This window comes from Lentibacillus halodurans, from assembly GCF_900112045.1.
Taxonomy (GTDB): domain Bacteria; phylum Bacillota; class Bacilli; order Bacillales; family Amphibacillaceae; genus Lentibacillus; species Lentibacillus halodurans.
This window is the reverse complement of the sequence record NZ_FOJW01000009.1, coordinates 129,388-154,015: the sequence shown is the minus strand read 5'-3', so window position 1 is coordinate 154,015 and position 24,628 is coordinate 129,388. Positions and strand designations below refer to the sequence as shown.

26 protein-coding genes and 1 riboswitch are annotated in these 24,628 nt (G+C 41.1%); of the genes, 8 read left to right on the top strand and 18 right to left on the bottom strand.

The genetic code is table 11. The features are described 5' to 3' along the window. The 3 genes from BM195_RS12215 to BM195_RS12205 form a co-directional block, all read right to left on the bottom strand. A complete protein-coding gene (locus BM195_RS12215; RefSeq protein ID WP_090238538.1) occupies window positions 1-2,343 on the bottom strand; it encodes a hypothetical protein in 2,343 nt (780 codons plus the stop codon). After that, window positions 2,343-2,921 carry a ribonuclease HII gene (gene rnhB, locus BM195_RS12210; protein WP_090238535.1) on the bottom strand — a complete coding sequence of 193 codons (579 nt, stop codon included), beginning with the start codon at window positions 2,919-2,921 and terminating at the stop codon, window positions 2,343-2,345. The genes BM195_RS12215 and rnhB overlap by 1 nt, the downstream gene beginning before the upstream one ends. Window positions 2,922-3,321: 400 nt before the next feature. After that, window positions 3,322-3,573 carry a hypothetical protein gene (locus BM195_RS12205; RefSeq protein ID WP_211772925.1) on the bottom strand — a complete coding sequence of 84 codons (252 nt, stop codon included), beginning with the start codon at window positions 3,571-3,573 and terminating at the stop codon, window positions 3,322-3,324. 438 nt (window positions 3,574-4,011) lie between these two features. Next, window positions 4,012-4,122: riboswitch (SAM riboswitch) on the top strand. An 89-nt stretch (window positions 4,123-4,211) separates the two neighbouring features. Here BM195_RS12205 and BM195_RS12200 point away from each other — a divergent pair. Both BM195_RS12200 and BM195_RS12195 read left to right on the top strand, forming a co-directional pair. After that, window positions 4,212-5,264: an LLM class flavin-dependent oxidoreductase gene (locus tag BM195_RS12200; RefSeq protein WP_090238533.1), complete on the top strand. Its 1,053-nt coding sequence runs from the start codon at window positions 4,212-4,214 to the stop codon at window positions 5,262-5,264. A gap of 15 nt (window positions 5,265-5,279) precedes the next feature. Then, window positions 5,280-6,233: an ATP-grasp domain-containing protein gene (locus BM195_RS12195; RefSeq protein ID WP_090238530.1), complete on the top strand. Its 954-nt coding sequence runs from the start codon at window positions 5,280-5,282 to the stop codon at window positions 6,231-6,233. Window positions 6,234-6,279: 46 nt separating this feature from the next. Here the strand turns inward: BM195_RS12195 and ylqF are convergent, their stop codons facing one another. The 12 genes from ylqF to smc all read right to left on the bottom strand — a co-directional run bounded on the left by ylqF (window position 6,280) and on the right by smc (window position 17,089). Beyond that, the gene (gene ylqF / locus BM195_RS12190; protein ID WP_090238527.1) at window positions 6,280-7,134 is read right to left on the bottom strand and encodes a ribosome biogenesis GTPase YlqF; all 855 of its coding nucleotides are present in this window, start codon (window positions 7,132-7,134) and stop codon (window positions 6,280-6,282) included. Window positions 7,135-7,146: 12 nt separating this feature from the next. Next, entirely contained in the window at window positions 7,147-7,707 is a 561-nt protein-coding gene (gene lepB / locus BM195_RS12185) for a signal peptidase I (RefSeq protein ID WP_090238523.1), read from the bottom strand. 160 nt (window positions 7,708-7,867) lie between these two features. Beyond that, a complete protein-coding gene (gene rplS, locus BM195_RS12180) occupies window positions 7,868-8,212 on the bottom strand; it encodes a 50S ribosomal protein L19 (RefSeq protein WP_090238521.1) in 345 nt (114 codons plus the stop codon). A 125-nt stretch (window positions 8,213-8,337) separates the two neighbouring features. Continuing rightward, on the bottom strand, window positions 8,338-9,060 hold the full coding sequence (gene trmD / locus BM195_RS12175) for a tRNA (guanosine(37)-N1)-methyltransferase TrmD (protein WP_090238518.1): 723 nt from the start codon (window positions 9,058-9,060) through the stop codon (window positions 8,338-8,340). Continuing rightward, window positions 9,060-9,572, bottom strand: coding sequence for a ribosome maturation factor RimM (rimM, locus tag BM195_RS12170; protein ID WP_090238515.1), 513 nt, complete (start codon window positions 9,570-9,572; stop codon window positions 9,060-9,062). Before rimM ends, trmD begins: the two co-directional genes overlap by 1 nt. A gap of 14 nt (window positions 9,573-9,586) precedes the next feature. Beyond that, window positions 9,587-9,976 (bottom strand): YlqD family protein, encoded by a 390-nt coding sequence (locus BM195_RS12165; RefSeq protein WP_090238513.1) that lies wholly within the window; start codon window positions 9,974-9,976, stop codon window positions 9,587-9,589. Window positions 9,977-10,059: 83 nt separating this feature from the next. Further along, window positions 10,060-10,287 carry a KH domain-containing protein gene (locus BM195_RS12160; protein WP_090238510.1) on the bottom strand — a complete coding sequence of 76 codons (228 nt, stop codon included), beginning with the start codon at window positions 10,285-10,287 and terminating at the stop codon, window positions 10,060-10,062. A gap of 20 nt (window positions 10,288-10,307) precedes the next feature. Continuing rightward, on the bottom strand, window positions 10,308-10,574 hold the full coding sequence (gene rpsP / locus BM195_RS12155; RefSeq protein ID WP_090238507.1) for a 30S ribosomal protein S16: 267 nt from the start codon (window positions 10,572-10,574) through the stop codon (window positions 10,308-10,310). A gap of 183 nt (window positions 10,575-10,757) precedes the next feature. Further along, entirely contained in the window at window positions 10,758-12,101 is a 1,344-nt protein-coding gene (ffh, locus tag BM195_RS12150) for a signal recognition particle protein (protein ID WP_090238504.1), read from the bottom strand. Between the two features lie 14 nt (window positions 12,102-12,115). Further along, a complete protein-coding gene (locus BM195_RS12145; protein ID WP_090238502.1) occupies window positions 12,116-12,433 on the bottom strand; it encodes a putative DNA-binding protein in 318 nt (105 codons plus the stop codon). Window positions 12,434-12,504: 71 nt separating this feature from the next. Further along, a complete protein-coding gene (gene ftsY / locus BM195_RS12140) occupies window positions 12,505-13,506 on the bottom strand; it encodes a signal recognition particle-docking protein FtsY (protein WP_090238499.1) in 1,002 nt (333 codons plus the stop codon). Window positions 13,507-13,522: 16 nt separating this feature from the next. After that, a complete protein-coding gene (smc, locus tag BM195_RS12135) occupies window positions 13,523-17,089 on the bottom strand; it encodes a chromosome segregation protein SMC (protein WP_090238496.1) in 3,567 nt (1,188 codons plus the stop codon). Window positions 17,090-17,552: 463 nt separating this feature from the next. Between smc and BM195_RS12130 the strand changes: the two genes are divergently transcribed. After that, window positions 17,553-17,777: a DUF1128 domain-containing protein gene (locus BM195_RS12130; protein ID WP_090238493.1), complete on the top strand. Its 225-nt coding sequence runs from the start codon at window positions 17,553-17,555 to the stop codon at window positions 17,775-17,777. Window positions 17,778-18,025: 248 nt separating this feature from the next. On the opposite strand, the gene BM195_RS12125 is transcribed toward BM195_RS12130, so the two are convergent. The 3 genes from BM195_RS12125 to BM195_RS12115 all read right to left on the bottom strand — a co-directional run bounded on the left by BM195_RS12125 (window position 18,026) and on the right by BM195_RS12115 (window position 20,478). Then, the gene (locus BM195_RS12125) at window positions 18,026-18,481 is read right to left on the bottom strand and encodes a GNAT family N-acetyltransferase (RefSeq protein WP_090238490.1); all 456 of its coding nucleotides are present in this window, start codon (window positions 18,479-18,481) and stop codon (window positions 18,026-18,028) included. Between the two features lie 515 nt (window positions 18,482-18,996). Next, window positions 18,997-19,473 (bottom strand): putative immunity protein, encoded by a 477-nt coding sequence (locus tag BM195_RS12120; protein WP_139224000.1) that lies wholly within the window; start codon window positions 19,471-19,473, stop codon window positions 18,997-18,999. 228 nt (window positions 19,474-19,701) lie between these two features. Beyond that, window positions 19,702-20,478, bottom strand: a complete 777-nt coding sequence (locus tag BM195_RS12115; protein WP_090238485.1) for a DUF899 family protein — start codon at window positions 20,476-20,478, stop codon at window positions 19,702-19,704. Between the two features lie 461 nt (window positions 20,479-20,939). Here BM195_RS12115 and BM195_RS18615 point away from each other — a divergent pair, with 461 nt between their 5' ends. From BM195_RS18615 to BM195_RS12095, 5 genes are all read left to right on the top strand, one after another. Further along, window positions 20,940-21,044: a helix-turn-helix domain-containing protein gene (locus BM195_RS18615; protein ID WP_244535752.1), complete on the top strand. Its 105-nt coding sequence runs from the start codon at window positions 20,940-20,942 to the stop codon at window positions 21,042-21,044. 12 nt (window positions 21,045-21,056) lie between these two features. Continuing rightward, entirely contained in the window at window positions 21,057-21,314 is a 258-nt protein-coding gene (locus tag BM195_RS18610) for a hypothetical protein (RefSeq protein WP_244535751.1), read from the top strand. A 171-nt stretch (window positions 21,315-21,485) separates the two neighbouring features. Beyond that, window positions 21,486-21,959: a hypothetical protein gene (locus BM195_RS18600; RefSeq protein ID WP_244535757.1), complete on the top strand. Its 474-nt coding sequence runs from the start codon at window positions 21,486-21,488 to the stop codon at window positions 21,957-21,959. A gap of 1 nt (window position 21,960) precedes the next feature. Then, entirely contained in the window at window positions 21,961-22,728 is a 768-nt protein-coding gene (istB, locus tag BM195_RS12100) for an IS21-like element helper ATPase IstB (protein WP_090238479.1), read from the top strand. A gap of 154 nt (window positions 22,729-22,882) precedes the next feature. Continuing rightward, the gene (locus BM195_RS12095) at window positions 22,883-23,548 is read left to right on the top strand and encodes a type 1 glutamine amidotransferase domain-containing protein (RefSeq protein ID WP_090238476.1); all 666 of its coding nucleotides are present in this window, start codon (window positions 22,883-22,885) and stop codon (window positions 23,546-23,548) included. The last annotated feature ends 1,080 nt before the right edge of the window (window positions 23,549-24,628 follow it).

Genomic DNA, 24,628 nt, shown 5'->3' with positions numbered 1-24,628 from the left:
CTATACACCTCTCATTATCTGTGGCAATACGACAAAACCCATCCTAGCCAATTCCCATGCATTTTTTACTTGTTCCTTGTTGTTCCAATATTCCAAAATTTGATTCCATGCGTCATACTCATCACCGTATTTAAGTACCCATTCAGAAGAACTATGTGACTTTTTTAATTTATCCAAATCTAAAATCCGTCGTGCAATATATGGCAAGGCCTCTGGGAATACAATAGCTTGTCTACAAAGGGCGCACTTGTTAAAATATCTACATTTTTTACCTTCACCAACATAATCTTCCCAGCCCGGCCACGATGGGTTCGTAGCGTCTTCACAAGCAAGAATATATTTTTGCGAACCTGCATCTAGTAGGTGTATTATCGTATTTTCATCCAAGTGATGTTTTACTGATTCTTTTTTTATTAGTTTCAACTTCTCTTGCTCCGTCTTTGCATCATTGATGGCGCTACGAAGGGATCTAAGGGATGTTGACTCCACTAACCGAACTTTATAATTAGTCAGATCTTTAACAAATTGCTTTTGAATCTCTTTTATTGCTAAATCAAGTACAAAATTAGTACTTTCATCAGATATATAATGTTCTATAGAACCTTTGTCTTTTTGACTTAGATCTTCACCGAGTTCCCGTTCAGTTTCACCCATAAGTTGTTTAATTGATACATACCCAGATCTTACCTTGGGATGAGAAATACCGGTTGTATCTGAAAAATATTTAAAGTTATGACGCTCGGTAAATCTTTTACTAACTAATGTAAAATATGGTTGTTCATTGAATGATGAAATAATATCTTTTTGAGATTCAGGTATAGTAAATTGCCATAAAAACCCCGGTCTGTAATAAGGACTATCCTTATATTTGGTAATTATGCTTTCAACATATTTGAGCAGCTGATAAGTGTCTAACATTTTGTTTTTGTTCGAGCGACGTGTAACTTTTGAAAATTTCCTATCATTTGAACCGCGTATTTTCCTTCCGTGAATTATCACATAATTTTCGGGATCAATTAAATCTGGCGTTACATGCGCATCCACATCATCACTTATAGAGAGTAAACTTTCAACATTCCACCCCGTATTTATTAAAGCAAGAAGGAAAAATGGATATAAAGTATCACTTACAAAGTGTTTTGCGGCGTGGACTGCCATTTTCCCTAAAGTTCCGTCCATGAATTTAATCTTACGACAACTATTGAATATAGCACGGTTAACCATGTATGCCAAAGGATCTTTAGCTTTTAAAATTGTAGAGTTATCAACATTGTTGCTATTTAACAAACCCTTAGCCTCATTAATAGGCAAATAATAAGGGAATAGTGGGAACCGTTTCTTTAACGTCCCTAGACCTAAATTGAATTGTGCTATAGCTCTTTCTTGATCAGGGCGTTGAGAGATTCGAGTCGCAAATGGGGAACGCCCACGGGAAGCTAGTTCCAATCCTCTTTGTATGTATAAATCTTGTATCTGTTCAATTGTGTATCCTAGTTCCGCAATTACTTTCTGAGCATTTGGAGCGCTACGTATAAGCTTTTTAATCCAAGCTTTTTTAGATTGCTTTTGCTTTAAACGACTTTCTTCATTTCTTATCAAGCCATCATGAAGAAAACACATAAGGTTCTCTAAATTCCAATCTTCAGTCACAAGCTCTTCATCAAGTCTTAAATACGCCTTATGAAAACTCTTGATAATCTTTATATCCTCTATGCAAGCATCAATAAGCTCTTTCATTTCTCTGGGATGATAGCCTTCAACTGTACCATCATTTTTTCCCGGACCAGTAGGCCAAGAAAAACTCAACCCTATTGATGGGTCCTTTGGAAATAGCTCTTGTAATCGTTGAACAATTCGTCTAATTGCTGCAAACCATTTGCGGGAACGAGTGTCCTTCGGGTAGGTACTCCGTAAGTAGTTAGAGAATGATTTAGCTACTATTATGTTAATGTCATTTAGATTTGTTACATAATTATTACTCAAATTCTTGTCACTGTTAAGAAACTCAAGAAAAATCCTTATTCCTTGAGTTGTATCCTCAATAGTTGTTAGGCTACAATTCGGTACTATTGTTTCGTTCATGCCTGCGATAAGCTGCTCAATTAAGGACTTATATTTTGGATATTTATGGACTAATTCAGAGAAATCAACTGTTTTGGTAGATGCTTTTCCTCTATCCTTTACCAGATAATCATTTACATATGATACAGAAGGCAAATACTCTCTTGTAGCAGCCCTTGAAAGAATGGACTTCTTGGAAACATCCAGCGTTAGAGAATCGGCCTTTGAAGGTTTATCAGCAGGTTTTACTACAGTTTTCTTTAGATTCGCTTTTTTTGCCATCAGAACAACTCCAATTGTTTCTCTAATAACCTGCGAACAGGAGCATATGTTTTTCGATGGGCAGGACAAGGTCCATATTCCTGTAACGCCAACATATGATTTTTTGTTAAATAACCTTTGTGTTTATCAATACCATATTGGGGGTATATCTGGTGCAATTCCTTCATTACTTTATCCCGTTCGACTTTAGCTAAAATAGAAGCTGCACTTATGGCAGGAACCAAATCGTCCCCCTTAACAATAGCCTCAGCTGGAATATCAATGTCAGGTAATTGATTCCCATCGACAAACACTTTATTAGGCTTAATATATAACCCTTCTACAGCCCTTCTCATTGCAAGAAGTGTTGCATTCAAGACATTAAGAGTTTCTACTTCTTCAAGGGAAGCTACTTCTATACTCCAGCTAAGAGCTTTATCTTTAATTTCTTCAGCCAGCTCTTCCCGTCGTTTAGCAGAAAGTTTCTTTGAATCTTTTAAACCCTCAATAGATTTGTCGGGATCAAGAATACACGCTGAAACCCATACCCCTGAAATTGCCGAACCCCTCCCTGTTTCATCCACTCCACATACAAACATTACACATAACTCCCCTTTTAATTACTTAGTACCTTAACCTGCTTTATATCAATATGAATTTTAGGTTATATTCTATGTAGCCTTCTGACACAATTATATATAAAGTATCAGATTTTTCCAGTATTGCTTTCAACCTTTACTAAAACAAATTCACATATCTTATGGGACAACATTGCTGCAAGTTCTACACGATAAATTAACTCCAATAGGGATAGAGTCTTACCTTTCAATAATATATTACTTACCTTTGCTCCCCACAAACCTCAAAGCACCACCCAATTAATAAAAAAAAATCACCCTTTTAGGTGACATATATCTATATTCATTCTAGACAATAACCCATAGTTAGTCAAACAAATTTGTGGTAATATATCTTTAAGTTAGACACTCTTTTCTAAAGTCATATAACGCGACCTGCCTCATCCATCCCGGCGATATAATGACACCCTTCAGCATAACGCTTTTGTTCATATTGGGACATTCGAATAAAATTTTCTTCCAATGCTTTTTCTTTTAACTGTTGTCTTTCATATCGTTCAATCAGCTGTTGTACGCCTTTTCGCTCATCCGATTTCAGTTTATTTATGTACGTTTCATCCAATTTATCTGCTTCAAATAATTGTTTCAGAACTGCTATCGATTGTTGTTCCAAATTGATCACCTGCATTCTATAGTATTTATATCGGCTCGATTATGTAAGAGTGAATAGGAAAATCTATTCAGTCCATTTGCCCACTTCAATTGCTTTTCCAAGTTTTATTTTCATAGCTACTAAGCCTGAATATGGCAGAATTATAATCTATTTTACCATATATGCAGTGATCATTTCAGAGACACTAAATGACACACAATTCTTAAAAACAATACGTATTTTGCTCTCCTGTCAAGAAAGTGAACAAAATCGTTTCAGGTTTTTTGCTATAAGTACTTTATACATAAATATTCTGCTATTTTTTAAAATCCATCCTCAGATATATTTCTTGGGCTTTCACGCTTATTCAAAAAATATGAGGGAAATTTGCTGCGGCAAATAATTGACAGATCGAATTATTTATCATAATATAAATACAATTAAATCAATAGGATTAGTTTCTTATCCAGAGAGGTGGAGGGATATGGCCCGCTGAACCCTCGGCAACAGGTTCTTATATGGGAATACTGTGCCAATTCCATCAAGCGTTGTTTGCTTGGAAGATAAGAAAAGATGATATGCATCATAAACTCTTTTCTTATTCAGAAAAGAGTTTTTTGTTTTTTATCCAACGATAACTTAAAAGGAGCGTAGAACTTATGAGATACGGCTTTTGGCTGCCCATTTTTGGAGGATGGCTTAGGAATGTGGAGGATGAGGGAATGCCGCCAACATTTGATTATGCAAAAAATGTGATTCAGTCTGCCGAAAAATGGGGCTATGATACATCATTGATTGCTGAACTATACCTAAACGATATTAAAGGAACAGATGCTGATGCACTGGAAGCATGGTCAACTGCAGCAGGACTTGCGGCTGTAACGGAAAACATTGAAATTATGACAGCGGTGCGCCCCGTGTTCCATAATCCAGCCGTTACAGCAAAAATGGCAGCCAATATCGACCACATTAGTAATGGCCGATTCACCTTGAATATTGTTTCCGGCTGGTGGGCAGAAGAGGCGAAACAGTATGGCGGAGAATTTACGGAACACGATGAGCGCTATGACCGGACAACGGAATTCCTGGAAATTTTGAAGGGACTATGGGAGGAAGAAACGTTTTCATATGATGGTAAATTTTATCAAATTGAAAACACAAAATTATCACCAAAACCCGTTCAGCGTCCTAATCCGATTTTGTATGCAGGCGGAGAGAGCGAAAAAGGAAAACAGGTCATAACTTCTCTTTGTGATGCCTATGTCCTGCACGGGCACACAGTAGAAGAAGCCAGAGAAAAAATTGCTGATATGAAAGAACGAAGAGGGGAGGCTGGTAACGCGCCGCTAAAATCGTTTGGTATGGCAGCATACGTTATCTGTCGTGATACAGAAGCGGAAGCACAGTCAGAACTCGAAAGGATTACAACCGTAAAAGATACAAGCGGTTATGCCGGATTTAAGGATTTCACGTCCAAATCACAACTGGAGCAACAAATTCAACTGCAGGATTATTCGGTATCCAACAGAGGCTTACGTCCAAACCTTGTTGGCACTGCTGAACAAATTGCCAAACAAGTCCTGGAATTCGAAAATGCAGGTGTTGACTTGCTATTATTGCAATGTTCCCCACAACTGGAGGAATTAGAACGTTTTTCACAAGATGTCATGCCTAAAGTGGAAGAATTACGAGCAGCATATACCAACCATTAATTCGGAGGGATTGAAATGCAGAAAATATATGTGTTACACGAAAATCATGAATGGACGGATCATTTAATCAAACGATTGGAAGAGCTTAATCTTCCCTATGAAAATTGGCTGCTGACGAACGGAACAGTCGACCTTTACTCAAAACCGCCAGAGGGCATATTCTATAATCGGATGAGTGCATCTTCTCACACTAGGGGAAATCGCTTTTCTGCGGAATTGACAAATGCTGTATTGGCATGGCTTGAGCATCATGGCAGAAAGGTGATTAATGGCAGTCATGCACTGCAGCTGGAAGTCAGTAAAGTGCTGCAATATTTAGAGCTTGAGAAATACGGCATTCAAACACCCAAAACGATTGCAGCAGTTGGAAAAAACGAATTACTGGAAGCTGCGAAAGCATTTGAAGGCAAGCAGTTTATTACAAAGCATAACCGTGCTGGAAAGGGACTTGGTGTGCAGCTATTCCAGTCCGCAGATGCCCTTAAGGATTATGTGGAAAGCGAGCGTTTTGAGGAGCCAGTGGATGGGGTCACATTAATTCAGGAATATATACAATCCCCTCAGTCTTTCATTACACGCTGTGAATTTGTCGGCGGCAAGTTTGTTTATGCCGTCCGTGTCGATACATCAGAAGGCTTTGAGCTATGTCCGGCCGATGCATGTACCATTGACGATTTATTCTGTCCGGCAGGTGAGGAAGCATCAAGTGATTCCAAGTTTCAAATCATTGACGGATTTGATCATCCTATTCTGCAAAAATATAAGCGTGTGCTTGCGGCGAATGATATTCAAATTGCAGGAATCGAATTTATTGAGGATAAGGATGGCAACATGTATACGTATGATATGAATACGAATACGAACTATAATAGTGACGCCGAAGCGAAACACGGGAAATATGGAATGCTTGAAGTTGCCAAATTTTTAGGCAGCGAATTGAAGAAACTAGAAGAGCCAGTAAAGGTATAATCAATGCAGCGGGTGTACTGTTAGAAAAAAAGACACTCCCGTAATTTCAAGCATGATCCGGGGGTGTCTCAAGCGTAATATCACCCAATTTTCCTGTCCGAAGATCACGGATGACCAGATCGGCTACTTTATCAAAATTGACGTTCCCGCCACTTTCCAGTGCTCCACGCTGTTTGCCGATGAAAACGAATATATCCCACATATCTGCGCTCTCATCTTCAATTCCGTAACGTTCCTCCAATTGCTCCGGATAATGTTGCTGCATATACCGAATGACAAATGCAACAACATCATCCAGCGGCAACAGCTGATCTTTAATGGTACCAATAGCCGCCAGCCGGTAACCGACCAATTCATCGTCAAACTTAGGCCATAGTATTCCCGGTGTATCAAGCAGTTCAAAATCATTTTTCACTTTAATCCATTGCTGCTTCTTGGTGACACCCGGTTTATCCCCGATTTGTGCAATTTTCTTATTTGCCAGGCGGTTGATCAATGTCGATTTTCCGACATTCGGAATACCGAGAATCATGGCACGCACAGGACGAGGATTAACACCCTTTTCCTTCAGTTTGTCCATTTTAGCTTGACCAAGCTCTTTACCTTTTTGGACAACACGTTTTATGTCAGCTTTGTCATTGACATTGATCGCCATAGCAGAAATTCCCTGATCATTAAAATAAGCAAGCCATTCTGCTGAAATCTTATCATCGGCAAGGTCTTTTTTCATCATGACGATCATTTTGGGTTTCTGCTGCAAAACATCCTGCAGTATTGGGTTTTGAGCTGATAGCGGCGCCCTCGCATCCACAAGTTCCATAACGAAATCAGCCAATTTCAATTTCTCTTCCACTTCACGTTTTGCTTTTGCCATATGTCCCGGAAACCATTGTATCGTCATTTCTGAATCATCCTAATCATGTAATATCTGAATCCGATCAAACGGCCAATAGATCAGACTTGTTTTTCCGACCATTTGATCCATCGAAACAAGCCCCAGTATCCGACTGTCCGTTGAATTTTTCCGATTATCTCCCAGCACCAGCACGTGGTTTTCGGGAATTGTTTCATATTCCCCCGGAAGGTTCTCAAGCTGAAAATCGCCTGTCATTGTCTGGTAGGATGACATTTTTTCCTTTTGTTCCTGCAAAAAAGGCTCCTCCACCTTTTCGCCATCAATATATAACGTATCATTCTCCACTGCAACATGTTCGCCCGGCAGACCAACAACCCGTTTAATGAAATCCTTGCGATCAGAAGCATGGAATACGACAATGTCAAATCGTTCAGGCTCCTTCATTTGATAAAGAAATTTATTGACAATCATTTGATCACCATCATGCAGTGTTGGCATCATGGATGGGCCGTCGACCACAATCGGGGCAAAAAAGAAAGTCCGGATGACAAAAAACAGACCAAATGCGATTAATAACGCCTTTATCCAGTCAAACCATTCACTTTTCAGTTTCTCCATATATTCCCACCGCCTGCAACAATATATGTATAGCTTATCTTAACTGTATATCTTTAGTATACCATGCCGTTCCGGTAAATATTGAAACAACCTTCAAAAGCAAAAAGGAGCTTGCATGAATACAACAAGCCCCTTTCCAATAACAGGTTTAATGGCCGGATTAGCGACGTTCTTTAATACGTGCTGCTTTTCCGCGCAGATTACGAAGATAGTACAGTTTCGCACGGCGAACAATACCACGACGGGAAACTTCAATTTTCGCAATGCGTGGTGAATGCAGCGGGAATGTACGCTCAACACCAATACCGTAAGAAAGCTTTCTTACTGTAAATGTTTCACTGATTCCACCGCCCTGACGTTTGATAACAACACCTTCAAACACCTGAATACGTTCACGGGTGCCTTCAACAACTTTAACGTGAACTTTCACAGTGTCACCCGGGCGGAAATCAGGATGATCTGTACGAAGCTGATCTTTTGTCACTTCTTCGATAATGTTTTGCATCCTGCTTCACTCCTTCCAAACCAATGCTCTTATCTCACTACGGACAGCGGAACATCGTTTTTACGCGCTCAAAACGTACTTAAGCACAATCATAAATATATCATAATAACACAGTGAGTTCAATACTATTTTTTACCCAGTATTTTTTTATCCGCTTCAGATAGGCACTTCTCATCAAATAAATCCTTCCGCCGTTCATACGTCCGTTTCAGCGACTCTCTCCTGCGCCATTCGGCAATTTTGGCATGATCACCTGATAACAGTATGTCCGGGACTTTCATGCCGCGGAAGTCAGCAGGGCGTGTGTAGTGCGGATGTTCCAGAAGCCCAGTGGAAAAGGAATCTTCCGGTGCAGATTCTTCGTTGCCAAGTACATCCGGCAACAGTCTCACTACACTATCAATCACAACCATCGCACCAAGCTCACCGCCGGTCAGGACATAATCACCGATTGATATCTCATCCGTCACGAGATGTTCCCTGATCCGTTCATCATAGCCTTCATAATGGCCGCAAATGAAAACCAAGTGATCTTCTTCAGCCAATTCTTGTGCTTTCTGCTGGTTATACGTCTCTCCCTGGGGACACATTAAAATCACCCGCGGGTCTGTCTGTTTATCATTTGCGACAGCATCCACTGCATCAAATACCGGCTGCGGTGTCAGGACCATGCCTGCACCGCCGCCATACGGATAATCGTCCACTTTCATATGTTTGTTTTCCGAGTAGTCACGGAAATTGACCAGGTTATAACTGAATTTTTCTTTTTCCTGTGCCTTTTTTAAAATCGAAGCATTGAAAACACCTGATATCATTTCCGGAAATAACGTCAGAACATCGATATGCATCAGTCAAGCAGTCCTTCCATTGGTTCGATAACCACTTTTTCAGCGGAAACGTCGACTTGTTTCACCACATCTTCAATATAAGGGACCAGCACATCTTTTCCTTTTTCCCGTTGTACGACCCACACATCATTTGCACCTGGAGCCAGGATTTCCTTGATAGCGCCGATATATTCACCATTTGTCAGATAAACATGACTGCCGATGATTTCATGATAATAGAATTCATTTTCGTCTAATTCGGTCAGTTGGTGTTTACTGATTGTCAGGTAACGTCCTTTAAAATGCTCGACATCGTTGATATTGTCATAGTCTTTAAAGTGAACCAGGTCGAATCCCTTATGAATGCGGTGACCATCAATTTCCAGTTCCAGCTCTTGACCGTTTTCCTTTTGCAGGATCAACCTGTTACCTTTCTCAAACCGGTCATCAAAATCAGTGATCCGGTGTACTTTCACCTCGCCTTTTACACCATGTGTATTTACGATTTTGCCTACGTTAAACATTTCTGTCATACTGCCATCACCTGCTATTCATCAATGCGGACGACGACATCATCTTTTATGACAATCGCCGTTTCTTCCATAATTTCATTCCAATGCGAACCTTCTTTGACCTCAACAAGAGCCTCAACTTCTTTTTCAGTAATGTCACTGCCAATCTCCATGATATCGAGCTGTTCCATTTTAAAGTCAATGAGCTTGATCTTTTCTCTGCGATTTTTAATTTCCTGCTGAAATCGCTGGGACAGCTCCTGCTTTGACATGCTTCGTTTATTTTCCAGTTTGCGCTGTTCAAACCTTAATTGTTGACACTCTTGTTCAAGCCGCATTTTATGGTCATTAAAACTGTTCCGTAATTTTTCCTTGCTTTTCTCTGTAACGATTTGTTTGATAAGGACCTTTTTAATGATTTGCATAATGGTTCCCCGCTCTCTAAACGATCTTGGTATAGAGATAAATCTATTCAATTTGTAAAAAGGGAAAGGTATGTCCTCTCCCTTTACATAATATCTAAATAAATACGTTTATTTGTTTCGGTTTTGGCTGCATAGACAACCGTACGTATCGCCTTGGCAATCCGTCCGTTTTTCCCGATCACCTTACCGACATAGTTCTGGTTGACGGTCAGATGATAGACAATTTTTGAATCTTCTTCTGTCTCCGTCACAACGATGTCATCAGGATAATCAACTAATGGTGTTACAATGGTTTCAATCAGGGCTTTCATGATATCACACTACTTTACGATTAATTTTTCTGTTTGTGAAATTTTTTCATGATGCCTTGTTTGGAGAAAAGATTACGGACTGTGTCACTCGGTTTGGCACCTTTTGTCATCCAGTCCAGTGCTTTTTCTTCATTGATCGAAACTTCCACCGGATTTACAACAGGATTATACGTTCCAATTTGTTCAATAAAACGCCCATCTCTCGGTGACCGTGAATCAGCCACGACAATACGGTAATATGGATTACGTTTTGCCCCCATACGCTTCATACGGATTTTTACTGCCATGATGTCACCTCCAATACCTTTTGTTTCACAGTTTTAGATTCTAACAGAAAGATTAATGTCTGTAAAGTGTTTTTCCATTACAGACCAGATGAAATTAATAGTTACCTGAAATTGGCTATTTCGCTGATTTCCTCTAATTTTGGCATTTCCCAGAAAGACGGAGTGAATGCCTGATTTTCCAATTTACATAAACGGCAGGTTCATGCCTTTTCCTTTTTTGCCTTTTGGCATGTTCGTCATTTGCTTCATCATTTTCTTCATTTCATTAAATTGTTTTAATAATCGGTTCACCTGAGATACAGACGTTCCGGAACCTTTAGCGATCCGTTTCTTTCGGCTGGCGTTCATCAAGCTTGGGTCCTGCCGTTCGTCTTTAGTCATTGACTGAATGATTGCCTCTATATAAACAAGCTGTTTTTCATCAATCTGTGCATTTTTCAGGCCTTTCATCTTATTGGCGCCAGGAATCATGTTCATCAGATCTTCCAGCGGCCCCATTTGTTTCACCTGGCCCATTTGTTCCAGAAAATCATCAAACGTGAATGACATCGTACGCATTTTTTCTTCGAGCTCTTTAGCCTGTTTTTCATTGACGTTCGTTTCGGCTTTTTCAATCAGACTTAATACGTCACCCATGCCAAGGATCCGTGATGCCATGCCTTCCGGGTGGAACGGTTCCAGCTGATCAAGCTTTTCACCCATGCCGGCAAACTTGATCGGTTTGTCGGTGACCGCTTTAATGGACAGTGCCGCACCCCCGCGTGTGTCACCGTCAAGTTTTGTCAGGACGACTCCGGAGATTTCGAGCTGATCATTAAAACTTTCGGCAACATTGACGGCATCCTGACCGGTCATGGCGTCGACAACAAGGAAAACTTCATCGGGTTTGACCGCTGCTTTAATCTGATCCAGTTCGTCCATCAGGTTTTCATCAACATGCAGCCGGCCTGCAGTATCAATGATGACATAATCATTGTGTTCTTCCTTTGCCTTTTCAAGTGCTTCCTGTGCTATATCAACCGGGTTTGCGTCCGTACCTTTGGAAAAGACAGGCATGCCAAGCTGCTCACCAACTGTTTCCAGCTGGTCGATCGCTGCCGGGCGGTAAACGTCGGCTGCAACCAATAGCGGTGATCGATTATGTTTCTTCCGTAAATGGTTGGCCAATTTGCCGCTTGTTGTCGTTTTACCGGCACCTTGCAGACCGGCCATCATGATGACGGTTGGCGGGCGATCAGCGACAGCGATCTTGCTTTGTTCTCCGCCCATCAGTTCGGACAATTCCTCTTTCACAACTTTAATGACTTGCTGTCCAGGTGTTAGGCTTTCCATTACTTCCTGGCCGATGGCACGTTCTTTAATACGTTTAATCAAATCTTTGACAACCTTGAAGTTAACATCTGCTTCCAGCAGGGCCAGACGGACTTCACGCGTCATTTCCTTTACATCCTGCTCGGAAACCTTTCCTTTACCGGTGATTTTTTTCATCGTACGCTGTAAACGGTCGGCCAATCCTTCAAATGCCATAAGAAGGTGTCCCCCTACTCTAATTCTTTTAGTTGATGGATAAAAGCCTGCATTTCACTATTTCCAGCCGCACTATCCATCCTGTCCAAGATAGCGGCGCGCTTTTGAAATTTGTCATATAACCCTAATTTTGTTTCATAGGATTCGAGCATCTTTTCGGTTCTCCTGATGTTATCATAAACGGCCTGCCGTGAAACCTGCAACAGATCGGAAATTTCACCAAGTGAGTAGTCTTCACGATAGTACATATCCATATAATTCCGTTGTTTAGGGGTCAGCAGTGACTGATAAAAGTCAAATAAGTAATTGACTCGTGTTGTTTTTTCCAGCAATTCATTCACCCCTTTAGCAGATAGGAATTCAGCATCTTGTTAAGTGAAATCTCTTTACAAAAAGTTTACCATCATTCAGCATCATCTTCAAGCAGATCCGCAAATAACCCATAGACAAATGCGTGCGCGTCAAACTTTTGCAGGTCTTCGATTTTTTCACCCAGACCGGCGAATTTGACTGGGATTTGCAGCTCATTTCGGATTGCCAATACAATCCCGCCTTTAGCTGTACCATCCAATTTCGTCAAGACAATCCCGGAAACATCGGTTGCCTCGGAAAATGTCTTCGCCTGGCTCAAGGCATTCTGGCCGGTTGTCGCATCCAGCACCATCAATACCTCATGCGGTGCACCCGGTATTTCCCGTTCAATAACCCGTTTTACTTTGGCAAGCTCATTCATTAAATTCACCTTATTTTGCAGTCTGCCGGCAGTGTCACAGATCAGCACATCAGCATTACGCGATTTTGCCGACTTGATTCCATCGAAAATAACAGCGGCCGGATCACTGCCTTCACTTTGTTTAATGACGTCAGCATCGGCCCGTTCGCCCCAGATATCCAGTTGTTCAATAGCTCCGGCACGGAATGTATCACCAGCAGCGAGCACAACGTTTTTGCCTTCCCGTTTTAATTGATGCGCAAGCTTGCCGATTGAAGTTGTTTTGCCGACACCATTCACACCCACGACGAGAATGACAGACAATCCGTCTTCCTGCAAATTCAACTCTTCCACTTCTTCATCGTCATCTCCATAGTAGATCTCGACCAGTTTTTCGGAAATGACATCTTTCATTTCCTTCGTGTCCTTGATATTTTGTCGCTTCACTTCCATTTTCAGTTCATCAACTAAACTCATCACCGTATTGACACCGACATCCGCCGATATCAGCACTTCTTCCAGTTCTTCAAAAAAATCTTCATCCACTTTGCGGTAACGGGCGATCAGATCATTGATTTTGCCTGAAAAAGAATGGCGTGTTTTCTCCATGCCTTGTTTATATTTTTTAGAAACGTCTTCTGTTTCTTCTTCGTTCTGTCTGAATTTACCTTTCAGTTTATCCATGAATCCCATATAAACGAATACCTCCTTACGCGTTGATCAGCTCTTCGGTTTCCTCCAGGCGGACTGAAACTAGACGTGACACACCGGACTCCTGCATCGTGACACCATACAGGACATCCGACTCTTCCATCGTTCCCTTGCGATGCGTAATAACAATAAATTGTGTATTTTCACTGTATGTTTTCAAATATTTGGCAAACCGGACAACATTTGCTTCATCAAGGGCTGCTTCAACCTCATCCAGTACACAGAATGGCACCGGACGGACGCGCAGTATCGCAAAGAGCAAGGCTATCGCCGTCAATGCCCGCTCACCGCCTGATAGCAATCCAAGATGCTGCAGTTTTTTGCCTGGGGGCTGAGCGATGATTTCCACACCGGTATCAAGCAGATTTTTTGGATCGGTCAGTTTCAGTTCAGCCTTGCCGCCTCCGAATAATTGTTTGAAGACAACGGCAAATTCTTCTTTAATCTGTCCGAACGTGTCGCCAAAGCGTTTTTCCATTTCTTCATCCATTTCCGCAATAACCGAATGCAACGTCTGTTTTGCCTCGACAAGGTCGTTTTGCTGCTCGGACAGAAAATCATATCGCTCGGAAATACGGTCATACTCGTCGATTGCCCCGAGATTAACCGTGCCCAATTGGTCGATGGCCTGTTTGATTTGCTCCACCATTTGTTGCGTTTCTTCAATATTATCCGTCTTATCATAGTCTTGTTTAGCCTTTTCAAATGTCATGGTGTAATCAGTCTGCAGTTTGGACAGGCGGTTCTCCAGCTCGACATCAAGACGGTTTGTTTTGACTTCTTTTTCCTGTATCGCTTCCTTAAATGCCTGATGTTTCTTGTTTTCTTCCTTGAGTTCACGATCCTGATCCTGCATGAACTGTGTGCGTTCGGACCGATTGGCGCGCATTTCCTGAATTTTCGCTGTAATCGTATCTTTATGCTCTTTTGCTGCGGAAATATTGGCTTCAATTTCCTCTTCGGAGTCTTCTGAATGCTGCATATCCAACAGCTCGTTCAGGTCATTGGCATAAATCTCGTATTGCTCCTGATAATCACTTAACTGTGTCTGTAAGCTATTTGTCTTTTCACGCTGGTTCTTCAGGCGTTCTTCCTGTTCGGCCAAAGCAACTTGTGCCTTCTGGAACTCTTTTTTCAGCTGATCCTGATTCTCCTGGAAAGTTTTCTCTTGCTCAGACAGCTTATCGATTTGCTGCTGCGTTGTTTCCAGCTGCCCAGAAATGGTATCGAGTTCTTTTGTCAGTTGTTCGTCGCGTGATTGCAGGTCGCTTTTATCCTGATCAAACTGCTGTTTATCCTGATCGTATATTGCAAGATTATCATTCAATGATGTGAGTTTCATTTCGGCTTCTTTGAAGGATGCGCGAATTTCCTGCAGTTTTTCCTGTTCCTTGTTGATTTCTTCTTCTTCAGCCGCAATCCCCTGCTCAAGCTGGCTGATCTGCTGCTTTTGATCCTTAACCTGCTGTTCAAAGGCGTTTGCTTTTTGCTGGAAATCCTCGAGTTTTTCGGTCACTTCCTGTAAATCTTTTTCCCTTGTAAATAACGATTGCTTTGATTTTTTCTGTGCCCCGCCGGACATGGAGCCGCCTGGGTTGACCACATCACCCTCAAGTGTGACCACACGGTGTTTTCGCTTGAGGATTCCTGCAACTTCATTGGCATCTTTTATTGTTTTGGTAATAAGAACGTGTCCCATTAAATGGCTAACCGCTTTTTGAAATTCAGATGGTGCCGACACAAGGTCACCGGCAACACCGACAAAGCCGGAATGGTTCTTCGCTTTCGCAAGCATATCATTCGGAACAAACCTTGTCTGGATGGAACTGAGCGGCAAAAAGGTGGCTCTGCCGCTGTTTGTCTTTTTCAACCAGCTAATCGCTTGACGTGCTGCCTGATCATCATTGACCACGACATGCTGTGCCTGACCGCCCAATACCGTCTCGATGGCGGTAATATATTGTTTCGGGACATCAATTAGCTCAATTACAGCTCCGTGGATACCGTCAAGTTTCTTTTCCTCCCGGGCTTTGAGAACTGCTTTCACCCCGTAGAAAAAACCTTGAAAATCTTCTTTCATATCTTCCAGCATTTCTTTTTTCGACTTCAGCTTTTCAATATACTGATAACCCTGATACAGTTTTGTCTGTGCTTCCTGAAAAGCACTGCGTTTATTTGTCAGGTCATCTTTCATCTGTTGTACTGCCTGAGACTTCGCTTGATACATCTCTTCTTGCTGATCGTAATCAGATTGCAGCTTTTCCGTTTTGGTGCTGAGTTCTTTCCGTTCCTCAAGCAGATCTTCAAATTTTTCCGCCTGCTTTTCCTTTTTGCCGGAAATTTGCTGAAGCTGCTGATGAATCGATTGCTTTTCATTCCGTTTGGCGGCCTGTTCATTCAAATACTCAATATAATCTGACTTCAGCTCCTCGATTTGTTCGGCAATATTTTCTTTCTCCGTTGTTAGCTTTGTTTCCAGGCTCTTCACTTGCTCTTTTGTTTCATCGCGGCTTTTCTGCAGTGATGTGAGCTTTTCATTTTCCTGACTGAGTTCATATTCGAGCATCTCGATCCGTTCTGCCGTTTCTTTTTTCTGCCCTTCCAATTTTTCTTTGTTCTCAGAAAAGTGTTTCGTCCGTTCATTGAATACTTGCTTTTTCCCTTCGTATTGCTCAAGCTCTTGTGTGGTTGACAGCAGATTCGCCTGCAGCTGTTCAATTTCTTCATCCAATTTCTGCAGTTTCTGCCGTTCCTGTTCCAGCTCGGCTTGTTTTGTTTGAATGGCTGTTTTCTGATTCCATTCATCCGTTTTTTCTTTTTCCAATTCATCCAGCAATGCCTGCCATTCGCCATGAAGCTGTTCAATCTCAGTAATAAGCAAAGAAATTTCCTGCTGTTTTAATTGTTCTTTTTTATCCAAATATTTGCGTGCTGTTTCCGCCTGCTCTTTAAGCGGTTCGATTTGCTGTTCAATTTCGTGGATGATATCTTCCACACGATTTAAGTTTTCTTGTGTTTCCGCTAATTTATACTCGGCCTTCTTCTTGCGCTGCTTATACTTTAAAACACCGGCAGCTTCTTCAAAAATAGTGCGCCGTTCATCCGCTTTGGAACTGAGTATCTCCTCGACTTTTCCCTGACTGATAATCGAGAATGCTTCACGCCCAAGTCCCGAGTCCATAAAAAGATCGACAATGTCTTTCAGGCGACAGGATTGTTTATTGATATAAAATTCACTTTCACCGGAGCGATAAACACGTCTGGTGACACTGACTTCCTCATAGTCAAGCGGCAATGCTTTGTCATTGTTCTCCAATACCAGCGTAACCTCCGCAACATTGAGTGCCCGCCTCGTGTCACTGCCCTGGAAAATGACGTCTTCCATTTTCGAACCGCGCAATGACCGTGCAGACTGTTCACCAAGCACCCATCTAATCGCATCGGTAATATTGCTTTTTCCGCTTCCATTCGGGCCAACCACAGCTGTTACACCTGGAACAAAATCAACATTGATCCGTTCAGCAAATGATTTAAAGCCCACACTTTCCAATCGTTTCAAATACATAAACATTCTCCTAGTGTCTTTCAGGGATTGTCCAAAATATGTACATTAAGAAGGTTGTTCAAAAAATCCGGTAAAAATGACACGTCGATGGAGGATCTTCTGCTAAAGCCGCCCACATCCTGTGGACAACGCGGAAGTAACCACATCGTTTGAAAGCCCGCCCCGCTACGCAAAGCTACACCGCCTCGAACTTTCGACTACAGGATGTACCAGTGCCGGCGTTACGACAGGACAAGGAAAACTCCGGCAACGATACATCGCACGAAGAAAAAGTGCTATCCTTTTTCGAGGACGTCGCGAACGTAGGCGGCAGATCATTGTTATCTTCTTTTTGAACACTTATTCTTTCCCGGTTGGCATTTTAACGCATTTATTTTATCATAAAGAGAAGCACAAAAGAAGACTTAATCCAATACATAAGCTTTTATGGGCTTTTATGGAACTATTTCAAGGGGGTGTTCATATGAATCTGGAAAATCCGACACAGGAAAACCTGAAATTTATGCTTGACGAACTGACAGAACAGTTAAGTGTTGTCAATCCCGAATTGATGGATGCGGAAGACTATGATATTGACAAGTACGAAGACATCAAATTTATGTATGATATGGTGAAACAAAAAGGACAGCTTAGCGCATCTGAAACACAGGCATTCATTGCTGAGCTGAGGTCTGTGAGGAAATCATAATATGTTGTGTCACGTAAAAAACTAGTTTGCCATTTATGTAAGATGAAAATAAAGTCTTTTCCCTTTTAACGATGTGAAGCCGTATTCTTACGTTGAATGCGGCTTTAGCAAAAAAATTTCACAATGATCACGAAGTATTGCACTGTGATTTGCGGAAGTAAAGTTGTTGATCATTACCACAGAAGCGGCCAATTGCGTAAGATCGTTATTCCACTAATGCACCCTTAGTAAAAAATAAGATATTGACTTTATAATACCTTCGTCATAAAGACACTATTAGGGTCTTTTTTGTAATCTGAAAATGGATGACAATATTCAAACCCAAAACTGCCATATAACCTTCTAGCAGGTTCAAAAGCATTCATTGAGCCTGTTTCTAAACTCAACCTAGAATACCCGCGTATTTTTCCTTCCTCAATTATGTGCTCGAGCATTCGTTTTGCAACACCTTTTCTTAGATGTTTAGTAGCAGTTCGCATTGACTTTATTTCACCGTGTTGCTTATTAAGCTCTTTAAGCGCACCACAACCGAGTAATTCACTTCCTTCCCATACACTCCAGAAGGTGATCTCCGGTCTTCGCAATTGATCAAAATTTAGTGCGTGTATGCTTTCGGGTGGAGAATTTAATGCCATATCTAAATGATGCTCCTTTATCAATTCAATGATTTCAGGTCCAGTTAAATTATCAATTTTAATATCCATCATGCCCCTCCGTTTATTAGTAATATAAGAATTTCACAAAATATGCCGAAGTAAGACAGCCCAACTACTAAAACAAGTTTAAATGTTTTAGATATAGAAAACCACTTCCACTCTGTATATAACACTATTTGTTAATTATATTTTATAATATTCTTGTTCAAACCTACTACCCGTTAGTTGAACACTAATAAATACCTGTTAATGCAAGCATAATTCTTCTATAAACTCTTTCTAACATGAATCTTTTGAAATGTTCCTAAAGAAAAAATCAAAAATTTATTTTCCATGCCCCCCTTTTCACAACCTCTTTCGATAGTAGTTGTAAGAGGGGACATTTATGGGAAAGAAAATACCAGGACATTTAGTTGGATTAAGTCCATATACAATAGATCTTTTTTTTAACTTTATGCCTCAATTTACCTTTAACATTTATACTTATTCCATTCTTGCGCCAGTTCGTATTATGAGGTCAGCCAGTCTTTTCTGATATTAGCTGGTATACCGGAACAGGGAAATCATCTGGAGATTTCGCCTTTGTCGTACTTATTCAGTTCTTGCAATTGCCATTCTCTTTCTTTTGTTATCTTATACATGTCATTATTAAAAGCGAGATTAATTGTAATAATTGCATAATCTGTAGCCATCATTGCATGACCTCTCATATGATCAACACCAACAGCCTGTCCAACAGATCTTGCAGCTGCTTTTGCCGTTTCACTTTTATATTCCCTGGCTGCTTCATGGACTTTATAACCCGCTTGTCTAACTTGATGAACGGTTGCTTCTCCTTTTTGCCATAACTCGTTAAATTTAAATCCATTTGCTATTTTTTCGTTGTCCGAAAATTCCTTTTCAAGATACGGAAGCACGTGTTTTGCAACATTAATTGCCCATTTGGCTAGGTTGACTTGACTAATAAGATCAGTGTTCTTCTCAATTTCTTGTCGCAATTCCGTATCATCAACAATTTTAATTTTAGGTTTACTTGCCACAAAAGCGCCCTCCCTATATCTATCTGTAAAATACTGTTCCATTAAATGGTCCTTCGTATTCAATTTGGCGCTAATACTTATTCCTGATTTGCGCCCGATGATTGAATAAAGGAAAATTAAGTAGGTTGCTTTTGAATTCAATCGTGTTGTATAGCTTATTGTGCCTGAAACAACCATCTGGAGGGCTTTCATCACGCTATATTTTATTTTCCCGGAGGAACCCCTAGGTCACGGCTTGTCTTGGCAGTAGTGTCGATCGGTGGCGGTGGCCCTGGTGCCAAGGTCGTCGGAGTGTCCGGCCTCAAGCCGAGACCATTGGGCGGTCGGGCGGCCGTCCAGCCGAAACTGACCACCTTTGGAGCCCCAATGCTGCGGCCAGCCCTCGGGCGAATCCTCCCAGAACTCCTGCCGGCCGTAGACAGTCAGGTCCAGCAGTCCGTACGACGGTGCCATCAGTTCGTTGCCGCGGCCGGTGGTCCAGTAGGTCTCGTAGACCTTGTCACCGTCCCGGAGATAACTGACCAGGATGCCGAAGTGCCGGTCTGCGATCAACCGATCCACGGCGTCCTGGGGCACCGAGTACCAGGGAACCGTCCAGCCCATGAAGTCGCGATACCGCGAGCTCTCCTCGTACGGCCCCTGACAGAAAGTCGCGTAGCTCACGTCCCGCGAGTTCAGATAGGACAGCTCGTTGATGTGGGTCGTGGAGAAGGTGCAGCCCTCGCACTGCTCCGCGGCGGGCCTGCCGGTGTGCCACATGTGGTAGTACGCGACCAGCTGGTGGCGGCCCTCGAACGTCTCCAGTAGCGTGACCGGGCCATCCGGGCCGATCAGCGGGATGGTCGAGTCCACCTCGACCATCGGCAGCCGCCGTCGGGCCGCTGCGATCGCGTCACCTTCTCGGGTGTGTGCCTTCTCCCGGATCCGCAACTCATCCAGTTTGGCCTGCCAAGTAGTCCGGTCGACCACCGTTGGCAGAACAGAGGTTTTATAATTTTGATTCATGCAAATATCTCCTTTCGCTATTGTTTACCTACACACTTGATAGTTTATCAAACATAAATACAAAGGACTTCTTCTCGATTGCTAAAAATCTTCTTATTCAACATAATGGCCCTATAAATCAATAAAGAGCGCAATTCACTACTTCAGAATCGCGCCCTTTTCTGGAACAAAGTGATAAACCAATTTACTGATCCCTTGAGATCCCTTGAAGCTTTCAAATATATAAAATCTGTCTAATGTGATCGAATCATGTATAGCCATGTCTCCCAGAACAACCTTAAGTGGAGTTCCTTCATCAATCTGCTGGTTCATCAAACCGTGAATCATCTAATGGTGAAACTGTTGTAACTGCTAGATTAGAATAAACAATCTCTGCTTGATAGAATTGAACACTTTTTCACCACTAAGGCCCTTTATCATGTAGACTTAATACGTTAATCCGATGGAGGGAGTAAGGAGAAGTGAAAAAGTTGGAGGTAATTGTTTTAGTACATCAGTTACAAAAAGAAGGTTTTAACATATCAGCAATAGCGCGAAAATGCGGGATATCGAAAAACACTGTATAGGCTTATCTGGAAATGGATTTTGAAACAGCTGTGGAATGGGCAGAAACGTTAAAGACTAGAAAGAGAAAATTGGATGATTATCAAGAAACTATATTGGATTGGCTCAAAGAGCACCCAGACCTTTCAGCCTCCCAAATATCTGATTGGCTGGAGGAGCGATGTGGATACCGGGAAATTGGGGAGAGCACTGTGAGGACTTACATAAAGGAACTGCGGGAGAAATATCATATCCCTAAGGCTTTAAACAAACGACACTTTGAAGCTTTATAGGAGTTACCGAAAGGAAACAGATGCAGGTTGATTTCGGAGAGTTAAGAGTAAAGAACACTGATGGGAAATTCATTAAAATTTATGCGATAGCCTTTGTTCTTTCACATTCTCGATATAAGTATGTGGAGTGGCAAGAAACTCCATTCACGACAAGGGATGTTTTGCGATGTCATGAAAATGCTTTTGAATATTACGAAGGAATCACAGAAGAAATTGTCTAATTCCACCGGGAAAGGGAAGCTTATTAAGAATACTAATCATTCTAGAGACAAGTCAAAAGGAATAGCTGCTTACATGGATACCATAAAAAAGTCATTTCAAGATGAAGGAAACATTCAGGTTTTCCTCGACGAACTGTATCAACGGTACCCTCGCTATATACGGGATCAGCTGCAGATTCTTCAGAAGGCAGTTAAAGATTATGAACCATTCATTCAGCAAGCATTGGATACTTGTCTTCAGGAAAAATTGTGGAGTGCGAACGACTTTCACGATGTCGTAAAGCACCTTTCCAGGATCAATGGAGTTAAAGATCAAATTCTCACGGATGAACTTACAACCGCCAATATTCCTACGGATCTATTGAAACAAAAAGCTGCACTCCGCGATATAGATAGTTATATCAAAATCTTGGGAGGTGTGTAATATGGGAGGATCGGTAGAGCAACTACAAGCTCAATTTCATCAGTTAAGAATGTCAGAAACATCCAAGGAGCTTCCATCTTTCTTAAGAAAGGCAGAACTAAAATCCTGGACATACCAAGAATTATTACATGAACCTCTTACTTACGAAGAGAAACGTCGAGAGGAGAAGATGATTGAAAAACATTTGAAATGGGCCAAGTTTCCATACGAGAAAAGTCTTGATGAGTTTGATTTAGGAGAGCAACCATCGATAAACAATCGGCAGCTCAAACAGCTCCAGGAGCTCTCTTGGCTAGACCAAGTATTTAATTTAATATTTCTTGGACCGCCCGGGGTAGGAAAAACACATCTGGCAATAGGTCTCGGTTTAGAAGCCATTCAACATGGACAACGTGTAGCCTTCATTTCCATGGGGGAACTGGTGTCTCTTTTAAAAACTGAGGAGAATATCCGAAAAGCACAATTACGTCTCAAACGTATTAGAGACGCAGACTTAGTTATCATTGACGACCTGATGTATATGGCAATGGACCAACATGAAGCAAACCTGTTTTTTCATTTAATTAATCATTTGTATGAACGAAGTTCCATTATACTAACATCCAATAAAGGACCTGAGGATTGGGGAGAATTAATGGGCGATCAGGGAATCACAACAGCCATTCTGGACCGACTCCTTCACCGAGCTGAAGTAATTCATTTAAACGGTTCCAGTCACCGTATTAAACACAGGCAAACTGTATTTCAATCGAAAAATGTTCAAAATTAATCAGCAAAAAGTGTTCAAAACTACTTGACGGTTACACTGTTTGTATACTTTGTTAATCTGAACAGAAATACTATTAATGAGCATATACTTTGATAATAGCAGTAAATGTCATTTATCTTTATTAAGCAAGCTAATGCATAAGGAGGATTGCAAGATGGCACATAAACAAATTCTTATGGTCGTCACGAATCATACAAAAATAACGGATGATCACAAAACAGGCCTTTGGCTAGAAGAGTTCGCAGTTCCTTATAACGTTTTTAAAGCCAACGGCTATGACATTAAACTAACCAGTATCGATGGCGGTGAGGTTGCACTAGATCCAAACAGCATACCGGAAGAGAAAAACGAAGAATGGCAGGCGGCCGAGGAAGAATTAAAAAATACAGTGAAACTAAGTAAAGATGATGCACATGGTTTTGACGCTATCTTTCTTCCTGGCGGACATGGTACAATGTTTGATTTTCCAACCAGCGAAACACTGCAATATGTTCTCCAACAGTTTGCCGAAGATAACCGTGTAATCGGCTCTGTCTGCCACGGACCAGCAGGACTCGTCAACGTTACCTATAAAGACGGTACACCACTTGTGGAAGGCAAAAAGGTGAGCGCTTTTACTGATAGCGAAGAAAAAGATATGAGTTTAGATCAACATATGCCATTTTTACTTGAATCTAAACTACGAGAAAAAGGTGCTGAGTTTGTCCGTGGTGATGATTGGACAGATTTTTCAGTTCGTGACGGTCATTTGGCTACCGGGCAAAATCCAATGTCTAGCCAAAGCACAGCTGAAAAAGTCATCAAAGCACTGGAAAGCTAAACAAAAAGTAGCAAATTGTGAATTCCAAGTGTTTGGAATTCACAATTTTTATATTGGGTGTCTCTGGCCATCCCCTCGAAAAAGTGGAATAAGGGATTTTCGATAAACAAATTTCCATCAATATAATGAATGGGTACCTTCTTATTCAAGAAAAGCACCCTTTAGTTGAAGAAGTTGAAACATCTTTTTCAGTTTGTCTCAATCGCTATAATTTTGTGAGGTTGAAATGCCTTCTTTTCCACCTATAGGTATGAAATTCCAATACTGCAAATATCGGTTTCGCATTTTGAATTAGTCGTTGACTTGCTTCCATTGATAAAGAAGCTTGATGAGCTTCCTCGCTGGACCAAACCTCATAAACATAAATGGCATCACTCATCAGCTAGGCTTACAACATATAATTCGCACTCATCCAATTTCTCCATTGACTTTGAAGCTTCGGACAACAGTTTTGCTAAGGAATCACGTCTACCTTCAACAGCAGTAAACTTGTTGTACAACCCGAATTTACTTAATGTTACGCCCTCCATTTGATTAATGTTTGATACAAATAATAATTTCTACTTAACTTTATAATTCTCCTTTTTTACCCTGCAGTGTGATCTTACGTTTAATTTATGGACTAATACTCATTCTTGATTAGCGCCCCGTTAATTGAGGATTAACTTTTATATTTACTTTAATAAGTTATAACATAGCTTACTCAATCAAAGTTTCTAGTATTGTATGCCCACATGAACCCCAGGCTAAAAAGAAAAGCAATTCTAGGATAATGAAGATCAGAAAATTTTTAAAAGAATTTAGTTTTAATTGTAGATAATAAAAAAACTCCCCAAATTAGATAAAAACTAGCTAAAAAGATATATTCTGCCGTATAAGGCTCATTTGGTGGAGTAAAATGCATACCAAGATAAGCAAAAAAAGTTAAATACTAATAAACCAAAAAGTAATATAATATTTGTTATATGAATTGCTTTTCTAATCTAATAATTCCACTTTCGTTTATTATAATTCCTACGATTAATTCAAGGACGACTAACCCCAATACATATAACCCAATTTGAAGGAAGTGATAAAATT

Coding starts and splice junctions, on each gene's coding strand:
- BM195_RS12215 (WP_090238538.1), bottom strand. CDS start 2,343: ATGGCAAAAAAAGCGAATCTAAAGAAAACTGTAGTAAAACCTGCTGAT.
- rnhB (WP_090238535.1), bottom strand. CDS start 2,921: ATGTTTGTATGTGGAGTGGATGAAACAGGGAGGGGTTCGGCAATTTCA.
- BM195_RS12200 (WP_090238533.1), top strand. CDS start 4,212: ATGAGATACGGCTTTTGGCTGCCCATTTTTGGAGGATGGCTTAGGAAT.
- BM195_RS12195 (WP_090238530.1), top strand. CDS start 5,280: ATGCAGAAAATATATGTGTTACACGAAAATCATGAATGGACGGATCAT.
- ylqF (WP_090238527.1), bottom strand. CDS start 7,134: ATGACGATACAATGGTTTCCGGGACATATGGCAAAAGCAAAACGTGAA.
- lepB (WP_090238523.1), bottom strand. CDS start 7,707: ATGGAGAAACTGAAAAGTGAATGGTTTGACTGGATAAAGGCGTTATTA.
- rplS (WP_090238521.1), bottom strand. CDS start 8,212: ATGCAAAACATTATCGAAGAAGTGACAAAAGATCAGCTTCGTACAGAT.
- trmD (WP_090238518.1), bottom strand. CDS start 9,060: ATGCATATCGATGTTCTGACGTTATTTCCGGAAATGATATCAGGTGTT.
- rimM (WP_090238515.1), bottom strand. CDS start 9,572: ATGACAGAAATGTTTAACGTAGGCAAAATCGTAAATACACATGGTGTA.
- BM195_RS12165 (WP_090238513.1), bottom strand. CDS start 9,976: ATGCAAATCATTAAAAAGGTCCTTATCAAACAAATCGTTACAGAGAAA.
- BM195_RS12160 (WP_090238510.1), bottom strand. CDS start 10,287: ATGAAAGCCCTGATTGAAACCATTGTAACACCATTAGTTGATTATCCT.
- rpsP (WP_090238507.1), bottom strand. CDS start 10,574: ATGGCAGTAAAAATCCGTATGAAGCGTATGGGGGCAAAACGTAATCCA.
- ffh (WP_090238504.1), bottom strand. CDS start 12,101: ATGGCATTTGAAGGATTGGCCGACCGTTTACAGCGTACGATGAAAAAA.
- ftsY (WP_090238499.1), bottom strand. CDS start 13,506: ATGGGATTCATGGATAAACTGAAAGGTAAATTCAGACAGAACGAAGAA.
- smc (WP_090238496.1), bottom strand. CDS start 17,089: ATGTATTTGAAACGATTGGAAAGTGTGGGCTTTAAATCATTTGCTGAA.
- BM195_RS12130 (WP_090238493.1), top strand. CDS start 17,553: ATGAATCTGGAAAATCCGACACAGGAAAACCTGAAATTTATGCTTGAC.
- BM195_RS12125 (WP_090238490.1), bottom strand. CDS start 18,481: ATGGATATTAAAATTGATAATTTAACTGGACCTGAAATCATTGAATTG.
- BM195_RS12115 (WP_090238485.1), bottom strand. CDS start 20,478: ATGAATCAAAATTATAAAACCTCTGTTCTGCCAACGGTGGTCGACCGG.
- BM195_RS18610 (WP_244535751.1), top strand. CDS start 21,057: ATGGATTTTGAAACAGCTGTGGAATGGGCAGAAACGTTAAAGACTAGA.
- BM195_RS18600 (WP_244535757.1), top strand. CDS start 21,486: ATGAAAATGCTTTTGAATATTACGAAGGAATCACAGAAGAAATTGTCT.
- istB (WP_090238479.1), top strand. CDS start 21,961: ATGGGAGGATCGGTAGAGCAACTACAAGCTCAATTTCATCAGTTAAGA.
- BM195_RS12095 (WP_090238476.1), top strand. CDS start 22,883: ATGGCACATAAACAAATTCTTATGGTCGTCACGAATCATACAAAAATA.